This is a genomic window from Mycobacterium sp. RTGN4 (assembly GCF_033804635.1).
In the GTDB taxonomy this organism is placed as follows: domain Bacteria; phylum Actinomycetota; class Actinomycetes; order Mycobacteriales; family Mycobacteriaceae; genus Mycobacterium.
In genome coordinates this window covers 304,981-320,445 of the sequence record NZ_JAPZLB010000003.1, presented here as the reverse complement: position 1 = coordinate 320,445, position 15,465 = coordinate 304,981, and the positions used below count along the sequence as shown (strand labels likewise).

Sequence of the window (15,465 nt, the reverse complement as noted above, 5' to 3'; positions counted from 1 at the left end):
CGCATGCCCGAACCCATGCCGGTCTTCGCCGACGTCGACACCGGTGTAGACGATGCGATGGCACTGGCCTATCTGCTGGCGAGTGACGACGCCCAATTGGTGGGGCTGGCGTCGACCGCAGGCAACGTTCCCGTCGACCAGGTCTGCACCAACAACCTGAATCTGCTTGCCCTGTGCGGCGCCTCGGACATTCCGGTGTCCAAGGGGGCCGATCAACCATTGAGTTCGGTGCTGCGCACGGCCGAGGACACCCACGGTCCGCAGGGGCTCGGCTACGCGGTCCTGCCGGAGGCCGGTGATGAGCTCACGTCGTACGACGCCGCCGAGGCGTGGGTGCGGGCCGCGCACGAGCGCCCCGGCGAGTTGATCGGGCTGGTCACCGGTCCACTCACCAACCTGGCCCTGGCACTGCGCGAAGAACCCACCCTGCCCAAGCTGTTGCGACGGCTGGTGATCATGGGCGGAGCGTTCGGCTATGGCGGCAACACCACGCCCGTGGCCGAGTGGAACATCTCAGTCGACCCCGAGGCAGCCGCGGAGGTGTTCTCGGTGTGGGGTGCAGCGTGGGGGTTTCCGGAGGGCAGGAGCGAAGCGACCGGGGGATATGACCAGCGACCTACGCACCTGCCAATCATCTTGGGGCTCAACCTCACCGAACGTGCGGCGATGACGCCTTCGATCCTGAGTCGACTGGCGGCCGCGGCCGGCTCCGCGACGACACCGATGAGCGTGCTCGACGAAAGAGGCGCAAGATCGGCGGCGGCCAACCCACTGATCCGCGTGCTCGAGGACGCCATGCGGTTCTACTTCGAGTTCCACTTCGACCAGGGCGAGGGGTATCTGGCCCACTTGCACGATCCGCTGGCCGCCGCCGTCGCGCTCGATCCCGATCTGGTGCGCTACCAGCAGGCGACCGTCGACGTCGAATTGGCCGGCACCCTGACGCGCGGAATGACGGTGGCCGACTGGCGGGGACACTGGGGCCGACAACCCAACGCGCACATTGGTGTCGAGACGAACCCCGACGTCTTCTTCGACCGTTTCATCGCACGGGTTGGTCCGTTCGCGGCTGGGTTGGGGTAGCGCGGGCCGTTCAGTCGTCGACGACGGTGAGCGTGACGTCGATGTTGCCCCTAGTGGCATTCGAGTAGGGGCACACCTGGTGCGCCTTCTCGGTCAGCTTCTGCGCCGAGTCGTGGTCGAGGTTGGGCAAGCTGATCTCCAACTCCACCGCAAGTCCGAATCCGCCGTTGTCGAGCTGTCCGAGTGAAACTCGGGCTCCCACTGCAGAATCCGAGACATCGGCCTGCTCCGCGCGCGCGACGAGCCGCAGCGCCGAATGGAAACACGCGGCGTAGCCGATCGCGAAAAGCTGCTCGGGATTGGTGCCGTTTCCGCTGCCGCCCAGTTCGGGCGGGGTGGCAAGGTCGAGGTCGAGCTTGCCGTCGGAGGTGCGGCCGTGGCCGTCACGACCTTCGCCGGTGGCCAGCGCCTCGGCGGTATAGAGCGTCTTCATGCGGATTCCCTTCGCGAGGATGCGCTGAGCGCATCGGTGAGTTGACGGACCGCGTCGCGCAGGTCCGCCGCTTGTTTTTCGGATATGCCCGTCGCGGCACCCAACTCCGCCGGAATGCACTGCGCCTTCTGCTCCAGCCGGCGCCCGGCCGGGGTGAGCGTGACCTCGACGAGCCGTTCGTCGTCCCGGGACCGCTCACGGCGTACGAACCCATTGAGCTCCAGCCGTTTCAGCAGCGGCGACAGCGTGCCCGAGTCGAGCTGCAGCCGCTCGCCGAGCCTGCGCACGGTGACGCGCTCGTCCTCCCACAACACCAGCAGCACCAGGTACTGCGGGTAGGTGAGGTTGAGCTCGGCCAGGATCGGCCGGTATGCCGCAGTCATCGCCCGGGACGCCGAATACAGGGCGAAGCACAGTTGGCTGTCGATGCCGACGGTGGACATGCGACAACCATAGCCCACAATTCAATTGTGCACAACTGATTTATGGATCGCCTACTCGTACACCCCCTCGAGATACCACCGACGCTGCCGATAGCACAGCAGCATGGCCCGGCCGCTGACCCGATCATCACCGTCGAGCAGCACCTGCGCCCTTGCCGTCCGCCCATACTTGACTGATGCTGGATCCCACCACCTTTCGTCAACGGGCCATGGCCCGGCCCACCAACTCAGCACCCCAGTCCGGCCCGCAGGCAGGAGCGCAGCGACCCGGGGATCGGCAGGAGTGGACGCGGCCAGCCGGGCCGGAGCAGTGGAGAAGAGCCCCCGACTCGTCACCCGTACCGGGTTGCCGTCGGCGTCGAGCAGGTCGACGGGATCGTCGAGCAGCACGGTCGGAGCCGGCTCGGGCAGCTGACCCGGCCATGGCTGGCTCGGATCGGCCCGCGGCACCGGCTCGTCGCCAAGGGGCGTGAAGGTGATGCGTTCGGCGGGCCCACGGCCGCCACTGAGTACGGGCACCTGAACCGCCTCCGGTCCGAGCAGACCCTGGACACGCACCAGAGCGCGCCGGGCCCGCAACCGGTCGTCGTCCCCCGACGAGCCCCACAGCGGCAGCTGCAGCGCAGCGGCCGACACCACCTCCACCGGATGCAGGCTCAGCGTGGTGATCGGCGCCGTCGGCCGCTGGCCTGCCCCGCGCCGGTTCAGCCAGCCGTCGAGCTGCCACCGCACCCGATCAGCCGTGGCATCCTCGGTCAGCGGTTCGGCGCAGCGCCAAACCCTTTGCAGTTCTTCACCGTTAGCGGTGACGGCGTGAATGGCGAGCCGGGTGCAGCCCACCCCTGCCGACTCCAAACTACGGTGGAGTTCCCCGGCCAGCGACCGTCCGGCGAAGGCCGCGGCATCGACCCGGTCCACCGGCGGGTCACAGTTCATCACGGCGTCGAGCTCCCGCGGCGGTTCCCGCCCAGACGGTCCACGCGCCGGTTCGCCGCGGGCGAATCGGTGCGCGACGATCGCGTCGGCTCCGAACCGAGAGGCCACGTCGGTGCTCGACAGCGCCGCGAACTGGCCGATGGTTCGAATACCCATGCGCCACAACAAGTCCGTCAGGTCTTCTCGTCCAGGAGCGGCCAGGCTGGGTTCTCCTGCCAGCTGCCGGATCGACAGCGCGGACAGGAAGCAGGCGTCCCCTCCCGACTCGACGATGCGTCCCGCGCGGGCGGCGAAGACTGCGGTGGGCAGCTGGTCGGCAATGCCGACCTGGCATTCGACCCCGGCCGCAGCCACCGCGTCGACGAGCCGCTCGGCGGCGACCTCTTCCGACCCGAAGTAGCGGGCCGCCCCGCGCACCGACAACACCATCAGCCCCGGCCGCAGCAGCTCGGCCCGCGGCACCACGTCGTCCACCGCGGCCGTCACGACCTCGAAGTGGCGGGCGTCGCGTGCCGGATCGGCGGTGACGACGTGCAATTGGGGGCAACGCGCCTGAGCCTCCCTGCGCCGCAACCCCCGCCGCACTCCGACTGACCGCGCAGCGGCCGAACAGGCCACGACGCGGTTGGCCAGCGTGACCGCTATCGGGGCGGTCGCGGGCAAGCCTGCTGCGACGGCTGCCCCCACCGCAGGCCAATCCATGCACCAGATGGCCAGCACCCTGGCTGCGTCGGATCGCCTGGGCACGTCATTCGCCAACGGCGCGAACGGGGCGGGCGAGCCTGCCCCGCGCCCGCATGTCCACACGCACCCGGCTGATGCGTCCACATCCGGGGGTGGGCGGATCGGCCCCCGCGCCGGCCATCTCGTAACCACGGACCCGTGCGTCCAGCCAAGCGGATGCGCCAGGCCAATCGCCATCGGCGACAAGCAGCGTGCAGCCCTTCTGGCGGGCGCGCGCCGTCACCGCCCTGGCGCGAGTCGGCGGTACCGAGCGTCCGCCCAGCCCGAGCACCACCAACTCCAGCCCGTCCATCAGGACGGCGGCCACCTCGACCGGATCCGGCCCTGGATCGGGGATGACCGCCAGCCGACTCAGATCCGCCCCCATCTCGACGGCCGCAAGCAACCCCACGTCGGGTTGGCCAACGATGGCCGCGTGCCCACCCGCCGCCGTGACGGCGGCTACCAGTCGCAGCGACAACGACCGGGCCCCCGACAGCACTGCCACCGCACCGCGGGGCAACGCGCCCGGGAGCGATTCCGCCAGCATTTCCGGGAGCGGCAGCAAACTTTCCGAGGCGGGCAACGGCATGCTGGAGGGTGTCGCAGAGGCCGCTGCACGCCATGGCGAAACCGCCGACCCGGAGGCCTTCCCGGACATTCCGGCCATCTTTCGGCGAAGATGTTCTAGCTGTTCAGCGCGGTTTAGACGATCTTGATCCAGATTCAAGGCTACTGTCACAGCAGCACCTCCCGCACCATCTGAATCACCACTCAATTCGAACACTTGTTCGATGCCCTGAGTAAACACTCGCCCTCCGACAACCGTCAAGCGGAAACCTGCGGCAGTATCCCCGCTGCGCCTACAGCGGAATGACTGTGCGCTGGCCTGGGCGTTGAGCTAGAGTTTCGATCACCAGAACCCACTTCGGAATGGGACTGGCGTACGACCCTCGGGGCGTGCTGGATCGCATGCGATTCACCGAAGGTCAAGGTTTTCGTTACTCGGGGATAGTTAGGACTCAACCATGAGGTCAAATCGTCTGGTTCGTCGCGTCGCGGCGGCCGTGGGCGGTACTGCAATCGTCGCGATGATCGGTCTCACCGCGGCCTGCGGTGGCGGGGAGAAGGCGCCCGAATCGACCACCCCGACCACGACTTCCCCATCGGTGACACCCACGGAGAAGTCGATCAACCCGACCGGCGGCAACCTGTTCACGCCTCCGGTCAAGGCTCCGCCGGCGCCGACCGCCATTCCCGGCACTCACTGACGTCGTGCTGTCCCGGGAGTCCAAACGACTCCCGGGACACTGCGAATTCGTTCGACTGAGATGGTTTGGCAGCCGTCCTCGACCGTGACCACACCCGGTCGACGCACCACCCCATGGCACTGGCTACTACTGGCCCTTGTCACGTCTGCGGTCCTGGTGCTCGCATCGGACCTGCACATGACACCCCATCCGGACGGTCCCGCTGAAATCAGTGGACCCTTCGCGTCATTGCTTGCCGCCTCAACGGATCTCGGCCCGTCCCACGACGAACACGTCCAACTCACCGCGACGCTGAAGAAAAGCAGCGCACCCGTTGCGTTGATCGACTGGGCCGACGGGAAGAACATGTCGGTGCATTGGCGGCCCGGTGACGACTGGGCCGTCGTCGAAGGCGCCTCGAGTGCCGTGGCCAACGCCTTCGACGTCGAGGTGCACGACTACCTCGGCAAGCGCGGCCAGGCGTTCTACGCGTCTCCCCAACAGCCCGAGGTGCCAACACAACTGCGCGCCGAGGTGGCCGAGCTTGGCCGAATCCTCAGCTACACGCCGCATCACACTTCGCGGCCGCCGATCCTGCCGTTGGAGGTGCCGGACCGCGGGCTGAGCCCGGACGCGCTGCTGACGACGTACAACGCCGCGCAACTCGTCAAGAACGGGTTCACGGGCAAGGGGCAGACGATCGTGATCTTCGCGTTCAACGGCTTCGCCCAGTCCGACCTCGACACGTTCGCGAGCACGTTCGGGCTGCCCAAGTTCACCCCTACCGTCGTCGGCAACCAACTACCCGAACCGTACGGCGAGACCACGATGGATCTCGAAGTGGCACATGCGATTGCGCCCGATGCGAAGAAGGTCGTCGTCAATGCGCGTCCGACCGTGGAGGGTGGGGGTGCCTACGTGAAGATCGGGCAGATGCTGGAGGACACCGAACGCCAGTTCCCCGGCTCGGTGTGGAACTTCTCGATCGGCTGGGGGTGCGACAAGCTCGTCACCGCAGCGGATCTCGCTCCCGTGCGCTCCGCATTGGTGGATGCGCACCAGCGCGGCACCACGGCGTTCGACGCCAGCGGCGATCTGGCCGGCCTGGAATGCAAGGGCGGAGACGACTGGGACTCCCCACCAGGACCCTCCGACATCGGACTCGACTCGGTGGCTTCGCTTCCGGAGATGACCAGCGTCGGTGGCACCACGTTGTCCACCGACGCCAAGGGCGGCTGGGTCTCCGAGCAGGCCTGGTTCGACGTTCCGCTGTCTCAGGGCACCGGCGGCGGCGTCTCGGCGCTGTTCGACCTGCCATGGTGGCAGCGCGGAGTCACCAACAACGTTGCCAAGGACCGGAATACCGGCAAGCGGCTGACTCCCGACATCGCGGCGGTCGCGGACCCGTTCACCGGAGTGAAGATCGTGCTCGACGGGCAGCCCGTCGTTGGCGGTGGTACCTCGCAGTCGGCGCCCATCTGGGCGGGGCTGGCGGCGGTGATGAACCAGTACCTGATTTCCAACGGGGGCACCGCGATTGGTGACCTCAATCCGCTGCTGTACCGAATCGCCGCGGGCGCCCCGCTGCCCGGTTTCCGCGACGTGACACTCGGCGGCAACGCCGTCGACACTGCGGGACCGGGCTACGACCTCGTCAGCGGCCTCGGCACGCCAGACATCGACAACCTGGTCCGCAACCTCCTCGTATTCCAGCGGGAGATCTCGTGAGCACCGAAGACACCAATTCGGAATCGACCGACAACGCGCGGCCGACGGTGGAGTGCGGGAAATGCGAGATGGACGTCCCCGCAGGGGAGTTCTGCGGCTGGTGCGGGTCGCACTTGACCGATCACAAGCGAAACGGCCCGAAGTGGTTGCGCATCAGATCCTTCAGTGCCGCAGCCGGCGAACACCTGCTGAAGCCCAACATCGCAAGCTCGCTCTTCCCACAGCTGTCCGCCGGCTCACGGCTGCCGTTCGCCATCGGGCTCGCATTGTTGTTCGCCACGCTCGTCGCCGCCACCTTCTTCCGCCTTCCGGCGGCGCTGATCACCGTGTCGGCACTCGGCCTGCCGCTGCTGTTCCTGATCTATCTGCAGGAGGCCGACTCCCATCGAGACATCCCGTCCGCCACGCTCGTGCTCACCGCCGCGTTGGGCATCGGACTCGGGGTCGGTTGGGTGTTGCTCACCGGGGCGATGGTCGCCCGTTCCTACGGGGTGCCGCTTGGCGCCAGCATCAGCGGCATCCGAGTCGTGCGGGAAGGGCTTGGGGTTCCCGTCGGCGGCATGATTCTGATGCTCGTCCCGGTGGCCCTGGCACGCCTGCGCCCCAGGGACGACGAAGAAGCGTTGGACGGCTTCGCCCTTGGAGCGTTGGGCGCGCTGATGTTCACCGGCGCAGCGACGTTGACGCGGTTGGCGCCCCAGTTCGCCAGCGGGATGATCGCCAGGGGTCGACCGATGCAGGGCCTCATGGTGGAGGCCGGAATCCAGGGCATCGCGGTGCCGCTCACGGCGGCGTCGGTGGGCGGACTCATCGGCACTGCGCTGTGGTTCGCCAGGCCGGCCGATCGAAAGCACAAGAGCCGCAACTACGTCCGGATGGCGCTCGCCATCATGGGGGTGGCGGTCATTGCGATCTACGCCGGGCTTGGGCTCATCGACGTCGCTGGAGTCCCCCAAATCTGGCAGCTCGCCGTACATCTCACGATCGCCGCCATTGCCCTGCTGGCCTTGAGGGTGGGGCTGCATCTCGCGCTGCTGCACGAGGCCCACGATGAGATCCGCGAAGACGAGCCCATCGTCTGCACGGAATGCGGCCACGTCGTCCCGGACATGGCGTTCTGCACTGCCTGCGGTACCGCTATGCGGTCGTCGTCCCGAACCTCGCGCAAGGCCCGGCGTGACAACCGGCCCGTACTCAACGTCGCCGAGCCCGACTCGTGACCACGACCTACCCCGGCCACGCCTACTTCTCGGGTACGTACACCGCGCCCGTACTGCCCAAGAAGTCGCATCGCCACCTCGTCGTCGTCTGGGTGCTGGCCATCGCGGTCGTCGCCGCGGGTCTGGTCGCGTATTCCGGCGCCCTGGAAAAGCCGTCGGCCCGCTACATCTGCCCACCCGATTGTGGGCACCCACCAATGGGCCAGCCCGTCACGGCCAATCCCCGGTTCACCGCCGCCGACGGCACGTTCTCGGTCTCCTACCCGGCCGAAGGTGCGGCATACAAGGTCACCACGGCCGCAGACAGCGTCACGGCCGACCTCCTTGCGGGCGACGGCGGCACCATGCGGTTGTTTAGCCAGCCCGCCGCGGGCCGCACCGCAAAGGAGATCGCCACCGCGCTGGTCAAGCAGACATTTCCCGACACCAAGACCGCCTATGAGATCCCCAATGCGATGGTGGGCTATCAGCCCGGCTACGGGCTGGCCGCCGACTGCTGGCCGCAGGGCGCGACGGCGAACTACTCCCGGATGCGGGTGATCGTGCTGGTCGCGGTGAAGAACGACCTTGCACTCATCGCCGGAGCGGTCGGGCCATTCCACGAGTTCGGTCCCGACTTCGGTTCCGGCAAGCCCTCCGCGGCCAACCTGCAGCTGGCGCTCGACATGGGCAAGTACGTCAACAGCTTCACGTGGCGCGGAGATCCACTGCGCTGACCTGGCGCGATCCGCGACGTGGTTTGCCCACGCACCAATGTTGACATTGACAAATGTCATCATTCGCTGGTGTACTCACGTTGTGCGCAGTCACACCAGCCCAACGAGGGGCTCCGTCCGATCCCGGGTCGCGGCCACCGCGAGCACCCTGACCCTGCGGCAACTCAGCGCGGCGCTCCCACCGGAGCGAGCCTGGGGACTGTGGGCATCGCGACAGATCGTGGCCCGCATCATGGACACCTTCGGGCCGTCCTTGGCCGGGACCCGCGCCGAACCGGTCGACGTACGCCTGGCCGACGGTCGCCGCGTGGTTGGGGAATGGGTGCGGGGGCCAGGCGTTACAACCGGCGAATCCGCCATCTACTTCGTGCACGGCAGTGGATATGCGCTGTGCTCACCACGCACGCACCGAAGGTTGACGGCATGGCTGTCCCGGCTCACCGGACTGCCCGTGTTCAGCATCGACTACCGACTGGCCCCACGCCACCGCTTCCCAAGCGCGGCAACGGACGTGCGTGCCGGATGGGACTGGCTCGGCGGTTCTGGACTGCCCCTCGACCGCATGGTCATCGCCGGGGACTCCGCAGGCGGACACCTCGCCGTTGACCTGCTGTTGCAGCCCGACGTGACGCATCCGGCTGCCATGGTGCTCTTGTCGCCGCTGATGGACCTGACGTTCGGGCTCGCCCGCGCTCGCGAAGACCTTAGACGCGACCCGGCGATCCGCGCAGCCGATGCCGCCCGACTGATCCGGTTGTACTGTGCGGGAACCTCACTCGAACATCCGCGGTTGACCCTCGACGTCGCGGGCGGACGTCCGCTTCCACCGACGCTGATCCAGGCGGGCGGAGCCGAGATGCTCGTCGCCGACGCACGCACACTCGCATCCGACGCGCGCGCCGCCGGTGCCCACTGTGAACTTCAGGTGTGGGCCGATCAGGTGCATGTCTTCCAGGCGCTACCCCGACTCAGCCCGGAAGCGGTGGCCGCAATGCGTCACGTAGCGGGATTCATCGCAACGACACTCAGCACCAACACAATTCACGAAATTGCCGGGTGAGCCCCGTGAGTATCTTCGGGTCGTCGCACAAGCGCAGCCGCGGGGCCGCCGCCGTCATCACCGGAGCCGGAAGCGGCATCGGGAAGGCCTTCGCCGTCGAACTCGCCAAACGCGGGGGCCGGGTGGCATGCAGCGACGTCGATGCCGCATCGGCACGCGCAACGTCCGACTCCATCAACGCAGCGGGCGGCGAGGCGACCGCCTTGCGGTGCGACGTAAGCCGAATCGACGACGTTCACCTGCTGGCCGAGGCGGCGCACACCTGGTTTGACGGACCGCCGAGCCTGGTGATCAACAACGCAGGCGTTGGCGCGGGCGGAATGGCGATCGGCGAGGCCGACCTCGACGACTGGAACTGGGTGCTCGGCATCAACCTGTGGGGCCCGATCCACGGATGCCACGTCTTCGCACCAATCCTGCGCGAGGCGGGCCGGCCCGCAGGAATCATCAACGTCGCGTCGGCCGCCGCGTTCGGCGCCGCACCAGGCATGGCCGCCTACAACGTCAGCAAGGCCGGCGTGCTGTCGCTTTCCGAGACGCTGGCCGCCGAACTCTCTGGCACCGGAGTCAACGTCACGGTGCTGTGCCCGACGTTCGTCAAGACCAATATCGTGGAAGCAGGCCGCATCACCGCGGAGTCGACCCAACTGGCCGACCGGCTGATGCGCTGGACCGGCTTCTCCCCCGAACGCGTGGCGCGCACGTGCCTGGACACCAATGACCGCGGCGGCCTGTACTGCATGCCGCAACCGGACGCCCGAATCGGCTGGGGCATCAAGCGTTTCACCCCGACGGTGTACACCCGCGCCGTCGGCCTTACTAGCCGCATCACCAACTAGGAGGATCGAAATGGCGATCGACATGGACGCGATGCTGGCGAAGATCAAGGACCGCCAGTGGGCGCTGGCCGACATCGACTGGGATGCACCTGGCGCCGAGCACATCACCGACGAGCAGCGACCGCAGCTGAAGGCCTTCATGGCCGACCTGTGCTGGATCGAGAACATCGGCGCGCGTGGATTCGCCGCACTCGCCAAGAAGGCGCCGACACCCACCATCGCCGAGATCTACCGCTACTTCCACGCCGAGGAGCAGCGCCACGCGAACGCCGAACTGGCCCTGATGAAGCGCTGGAGCATGCTCGAGGACGGCGAAGTCCCCGAACCGAACGTCAACATCCGGCTTGCCATCGACTGGCTGGACCGTTGGGCCGACGACATGCCGCTGTCACTGCTCGGCACGGTCATCCCGATGCTGGAGGTCGCCCTCGACGGCGCGCTGCTGAAGTTCCTGCTGGACGAGGTGTCCGACCCGGTGTGCCACCAGGTCTTCGAGAAGATCAACAACGACGAATCTCGGCATCTGGTGGTGGATTTCGAGGTGCTCGACATGATCGGGCACGCCAAGATCCGACGGTTGCTGATCGACTTCATCGGCCACAACGCCACTCCGGGACTGGTCATCGGCGCGATCATGGGTGCACCGCTGATCAACAGGATCCGCAACGAGATCACCGCCATGGGCATGGAACCAGAGCGGCTGTACCGAGCCGTGAAGCGGTTCAAGGAGCTCGGCGATCGGGGCGAATCCACCAGGCGGGTACCGACATACCGGTTCCTGAGGCGCTACGCCGGCGTGGTCACCAACCCTCGCCACCCGTACCACCTGCTCGCCAACTCGATGGTCTGGCTGTCCGACCGATACCCCCGGCCGCTGCTGCCCGCAGTGCCGAGTTGGGTCAAGGAAGTCACCTATGAGCCGGCGGCCTGAGGTGCCCACCCACGTCCACGACACGCTCATCGTCGGAACCGGGTTCACCGGCATCGGCGCCGCCATCAAACTCACCGAGGCCGGGGTCGACGACATCGTGCTCGTCGAGCGCGACCACCGCGTCGGCGGCACCTGGCGTGACAACACGTATCCCGGTGCGGCGTGCGACATTCCGTCACTGCTGTACTCATTCTCGTTCGTCAAGAACCCGACCTGGTCGCGCGCCTACTCCCCCGCCGACGAGATCTGTCAGCACATCGAGGACATGGTCGACGAGTTCGACCTGCGCCGCCGCATCCAGTTCGGCGTCGAAGTCAACGGCCTGACGTTCGACGAGCACGAGGGCGTGTGGACGGTGACCACCACCGGCCGCAAGCGCTTCCTGGCTCGCACGGTGGTACTTGCCTCCGGTCCGCTGCCTGACCACAAACTCCCCGAGATCCGCGGCCTCGAGACGTACGAAGGCACGGTGATCCACAGCGCCGACTGGGACCACGACTACGACTTCACCGGCAAACGGGTGGCCGTCGTCGGCACGGGCGCGAGTGCCGTCCAGATCGTGCCAGAGTTGGTGAAGCAGGCCGAGTTCGTCAAGGTCTTTCAGCGCACGCCCGGCTGGGTGATGCCGCGGCTGGACTTCCCCACCTCTGCGCGGGCGCAGAAACTGTTCGCCAAAGTGCCTGCCGCACAAGATCTTGCCCGCCAACTTCTATTCTGGGGCCATGAGGCAAGCGCCACCGCGCTGGTATGGAACTCCCCACTGACCGGGCTGGTAGCCCGGTTGAGCAAGGCGCATCTGCATCGCCAGGTGAAGGACCCGTGGTTGCGGCGTCAACTCACCCCGGACTTCACGCCGGGCTGCAAGCGCATGCTGATCTCGAGTGACTACTACCCGGCGCTGCAGCGGGACAACTGCAAACTCATCGACTGGCCCATCGCGACCATCAGCCCGGTCGGGATCCGCACCAGCGACGGTATCGAACACCACCTCGACGCGATCGTGTTCGCCACCGGGTACGACGTCCACCTGAACGGCCCGCCCTACCCCGTGACCGGGCTCGGCGGCCGCACGCTTGCCGACGAATGGACCGGCGGCGCACAGGCTTACAAGAGCATCAACGCCAACGGCTTTCCGAACCTGTTCTTCATGACCGGACCGAACTCGGGGCCGGGGCACAACTCGCTATTGGTGTACGTCGAGGGCCAACTCGAGTATGCCGTAGCCGGGATCACGACGATCCTCAAGGAGAACCTGCGGTACCTCGACGTCCACGCTGACGTCCAGCGGCGTCACAACGCGCACATTCAGCGGCGCCTGACCAAGACCACCTGGATGAGCGGCTGCAGCAGCTGGTACCTCACCGCCGACGGCTTCAACGCATCGATGTACCCGGGGTTCGCCACCCAGTATCTTCGACAGATGCAGGACTTCCGATTCTCCGACTACGAGGCGGTCGCCCGCGCGGGCGCCCACAGCGGCGACACCCTCACGTCGTCCGCCTGAGATGTCGTCGGCCAAGCCGCCGCGTCAGCAGGCCGGCGCGATATCGACCATCCTCGGTGGGCTTCGGCGCGCACCCAGGCAGCTGAGGCGCGGGTCACGCGACGTCATCGAGAATGCGGTGTCGCAGCTGTTCGACGCGGCGGTGCAACCGCATGGCGTCGCCGCGTCCGGTGAATACCGCATCGAGGAACTGGCTCGGCTGGCAGGCACTACCACCCGCAACATCCGCGTCTACCGCGATCGAGGGCTGTTACATCCCCCATTGCGGGTGGGTCGGATCGCGCTGTTCAACGACACCCACCTGACGCGGCTGCGGCTCGTCACCTCGCTGCTCGACCGTGGCTACAACATCGCCCACGTGCACGAAATGCTCAGCGCGTGGGAGCAGGGCAAGAACCTGGGCGACATGCTCGGGCTCGAGTCCGCCATCGCGGGCAGCTGGGCCACCGAGAAACCCGAACGCATGAGCGTGTCCGACGCCAAGCGGCTTGTCGACGACGACGGGGGCTTCGAGCGCTTGATCGGCCTCGGGGTCGTCCGGCTCGAGGACTCCGGCGACGTTCAAGAAGCCGTCGTCGTGCGTCCCAAGCTCATCGAGGCGTTCAACGAAATCCGTCAGTACGGCGTGACCTCCGAAAAGCTCATCGACCTTCACGAACAGATCGCCCCACTGATCGACCAGATCAGCGGACTGTTGGTTCAGGCCGGCGTCGAGCACGTCGTCGACCAGATCAAGCCAGGGGCGGCCTTGCCACCGGATACCGAAGTGGCCGAACTGATCACGATGCTGGTGCGGTTTCGCACTCAAGCCGTCAGCGCGGTCAGCGCAACGCTGGCGTTCTCGATCGAGTCGACCATCGAGTCGGCCGTCAGCCAGATCCTCGGTGACTTCATCGCCAAGGAAGCGGAGCAGGATCCGGACGCTTGAGCCGCGTCACTCCCACTCGATGGTGCCCGGCGGCTTGCTGGTGACGTCGAGCACCACCCGGTTGACCTCGGGCACCTCATTGGTGATCCGCGTCGAAATCCGTTCCAGCACTTTGTAAGGCACGCGGGTCCAGTCGGCCGTCATCGCATCCTCGCTCGATACCGGGCGTAGCACGATCGGATGCCCGTAGGTGCGACCATCCCCCTGCACGCCGACCGAGCGGACGTCGGCCAGCAGCACCACCGGGCACTGCCAGATCTGGTCGTCCAGCCCCGCGGCCGTCAACTCCTCGCGCGCGATGGCATCGGCGCGCCGCAACGTGTCGAGCCGGCCGGCGGTCACCTCGCCCACGATGCGAATGCCAAGCCCGGGCCCCGGGAAGGGTTGGCGCCCAACGATTTCCTCGGGCAACCCGAGCTCGCGACCAACCGCACGAACTTCGTCCTTGAACAGCAGCCGCAGTGGCTCGACGAGTTTGAACTTCAGGTCGTCGGGCAGGCCGCCGACGTTGTGATGGCTCTTGATGTTGGCCGCGCCTGCTCCGCCACCTGACTCGACGACGTCGGGATACAACGTGCCCTGCACCAGGAAGTCGACTTCATCTCCGTTGTCGCCCACCTCGTCTTCTACGACAGCCCGCACCGCCCGTTCGAACGCCCGGATGAACTCGCGGCCGATGATCTTGCGCTTGCCCTCGGGGTTGGTGACCCCCGAAAGCGCCTCGAGGAAGCGGCCCTCGGCATCGATGGTGACGAGTTTGGCGCCGGTGGCTGCGACGAAGTCGCGCTGCACCTGGCCACGTTCCCCTGCGCGCAATAGCCCGTGGTCGACGAACACACAGGTCAGTCGGTCGCCGATGGCGCGCTGGACCAGGGCCGCCGCGACCGCCGAATCCACCCCACCGGACAGCCCGCAGATGGCGCGGCCATCGCCGATCTGGGTCCTTACCTGCTCGACCAAGGCGTCGGCGATGTTGGAGGCCGTCCACGTCGCATCGATGCCCGCGAACTCGTGCAGGAATCGACTCAACACCTGCTGTCCGTGGGGCGTGTGCATCACCTCGGGGTGGTACTGCACCCCCGCGAGTTGCCTGGCGCGATTTTCGAACGCAGCGACGGGGGCGCCCGCACTGACGGCGACGACCTCGAAACCCTCGGGAGCTTCGGTGACCGCGTCGCCGTGGCTCATCCACACCGGCTGGGTCTCGGGAAGATCCGAATGAAGCTGTCCGCCGGTCACTTTGAGCTCGGTACGGCCGTATTCACTGGTGCCGGTGTGTGCGACGGTGCCGCCCAGTGCCTGCGCCATCGCCTGGAACCCATAGCAGATGCCGAAGACGGGTACGCCCAGGTCGAATAGCGCGGGATCGAGTCGGGGCGCACCGTCGGCGTACACGCTGGCGGGCCCGCCGGACAATACGATCGCCCTGGGATCCTTGGCCTTGATCTCGTCGACGGTCGCAGAGTGCGGGACCACCTCGGAGTACACGTTCGCTTCACGAACGCGACGCGCGATCAGCTGCGCGTATTGCGCGCCGAAGTCGACCACTAGGACGGGTCGGGGAGATGCCGTTTCCACTTGGCCAGTCTAGTGGGGGCGCCCCGATTACCCCTGCGCAGCGGGTACCGACAGCCGACAACCGACTATTCGGGCCTCCGCAGCGCATTCACA

The 15,465-nt window shown here is 67.0% G+C and carries 15 protein-coding genes; 10 read left to right on the top strand and 5 right to left on the bottom strand.

Annotated elements, in window-relative coordinates:
• Positions 1-15 precede the first annotated feature (15 nt).
• Positions 16-1,083 carry a nucleoside hydrolase gene (locus tag SLQ30_RS08475; RefSeq protein ID WP_319446083.1) on the top strand — a complete coding sequence of 356 codons (1,068 nt, stop codon included), beginning with the start codon at positions 16-18 and terminating at the stop codon, positions 1,081-1,083.
• A 10-nt stretch (positions 1,084-1,093) separates the two neighbouring features.
• On the opposite strand, the gene SLQ30_RS08470 is transcribed toward SLQ30_RS08475, so the two are convergent.
• Genes SLQ30_RS08470 through SLQ30_RS08455 form a run of 4 tightly spaced genes read right to left on the bottom strand, consistent with a single transcriptional unit; the run spans position 1,094 to position 4,360 of the window.
• The gene (locus SLQ30_RS08470) at positions 1,094-1,516 is read right to left on the bottom strand and encodes an organic hydroperoxide resistance protein (protein ID WP_319445807.1); all 423 of its coding nucleotides are present in this window, start codon (positions 1,514-1,516) and stop codon (positions 1,094-1,096) included.
• Positions 1,513-1,959, bottom strand: a complete 447-nt coding sequence (locus SLQ30_RS08465) for a MarR family winged helix-turn-helix transcriptional regulator (RefSeq protein WP_319445806.1) — start codon at positions 1,957-1,959, stop codon at positions 1,513-1,515. Before SLQ30_RS08465 ends, SLQ30_RS08470 begins: the two co-directional genes overlap by 4 nt.
• A 51-nt stretch (positions 1,960-2,010) precedes the next feature.
• The gene (locus SLQ30_RS08460; RefSeq protein WP_319446082.1) at positions 2,011-3,597 is read right to left on the bottom strand and encodes a DNA polymerase Y family protein; all 1,587 of its coding nucleotides are present in this window, start codon (positions 3,595-3,597) and stop codon (positions 2,011-2,013) included.
• 46 nt (positions 3,598-3,643) lie between these two features.
• Positions 3,644-4,360 carry a hypothetical protein gene (locus SLQ30_RS08455; protein WP_319445805.1) on the bottom strand — a complete coding sequence of 239 codons (717 nt, stop codon included), beginning with the start codon at positions 4,358-4,360 and terminating at the stop codon, positions 3,644-3,646.
• 286 nt (positions 4,361-4,646) lie between these two features.
• Between SLQ30_RS08455 and SLQ30_RS08450 the strand changes: the two genes are divergently transcribed.
• The 9 genes from SLQ30_RS08450 to SLQ30_RS08410 all read left to right on the top strand — a co-directional run bounded on the left by SLQ30_RS08450 (position 4,647) and on the right by SLQ30_RS08410 (position 13,794).
• Entirely contained in the window at positions 4,647-4,889 is a 243-nt protein-coding gene (locus SLQ30_RS08450) for a hypothetical protein (protein ID WP_319445804.1), read from the top strand.
• A 60-nt stretch (positions 4,890-4,949) separates the two neighbouring features.
• A complete protein-coding gene (locus tag SLQ30_RS08445; protein WP_413467963.1) occupies positions 4,950-6,596 on the top strand; it encodes a peptidase S53 in 1,647 nt (548 codons plus the stop codon).
• The gene (locus tag SLQ30_RS08440) at positions 6,593-7,816 is read left to right on the top strand and encodes a zinc ribbon domain-containing protein (RefSeq protein ID WP_319445803.1); all 1,224 of its coding nucleotides are present in this window, start codon (positions 6,593-6,595) and stop codon (positions 7,814-7,816) included. The genes SLQ30_RS08445 and SLQ30_RS08440 overlap by 4 nt, the downstream gene beginning before the upstream one ends.
• The gene (locus SLQ30_RS08435; protein ID WP_319445802.1) at positions 7,813-8,532 is read left to right on the top strand and encodes a hypothetical protein; all 720 of its coding nucleotides are present in this window, start codon (positions 7,813-7,815) and stop codon (positions 8,530-8,532) included. Before SLQ30_RS08440 ends, SLQ30_RS08435 begins: the two co-directional genes overlap by 4 nt.
• A gap of 82 nt (positions 8,533-8,614) precedes the next feature.
• Positions 8,615-9,592 (top strand): alpha/beta hydrolase, encoded by a 978-nt coding sequence (locus tag SLQ30_RS08430; RefSeq protein ID WP_319445801.1) that lies wholly within the window; start codon positions 8,615-8,617, stop codon positions 9,590-9,592.
• 5 nt (positions 9,593-9,597) lie between these two features.
• A complete protein-coding gene (locus SLQ30_RS08425; protein ID WP_319445800.1) occupies positions 9,598-10,431 on the top strand; it encodes an SDR family NAD(P)-dependent oxidoreductase in 834 nt (277 codons plus the stop codon).
• 10 nt (positions 10,432-10,441) lie between these two features.
• Positions 10,442-11,362, top strand: a complete 921-nt coding sequence (locus SLQ30_RS08420; protein ID WP_319445799.1) for a ferritin-like domain-containing protein — start codon at positions 10,442-10,444, stop codon at positions 11,360-11,362.
• Positions 11,346-12,866, top strand: coding sequence for an NAD(P)/FAD-dependent oxidoreductase (locus tag SLQ30_RS08415; protein ID WP_319445798.1), 1,521 nt, complete (start codon positions 11,346-11,348; stop codon positions 12,864-12,866). The genes SLQ30_RS08420 and SLQ30_RS08415 overlap by 17 nt, the downstream gene beginning before the upstream one ends.
• A gap of 1 nt (position 12,867) precedes the next feature.
• On the top strand, positions 12,868-13,794 hold the full coding sequence (locus SLQ30_RS08410; protein ID WP_319445797.1) for a MerR family transcriptional regulator: 927 nt from the start codon (positions 12,868-12,870) through the stop codon (positions 13,792-13,794).
• A gap of 6 nt (positions 13,795-13,800) precedes the next feature.
• On the opposite strand, the gene guaA is transcribed toward SLQ30_RS08410, so the two are convergent.
• Positions 13,801-15,372, bottom strand: a complete 1,572-nt coding sequence (guaA, locus tag SLQ30_RS08405) for a glutamine-hydrolyzing GMP synthase (RefSeq protein ID WP_319445796.1) — start codon at positions 15,370-15,372, stop codon at positions 13,801-13,803.
• Positions 15,373-15,465 lie beyond the last annotated feature (93 nt).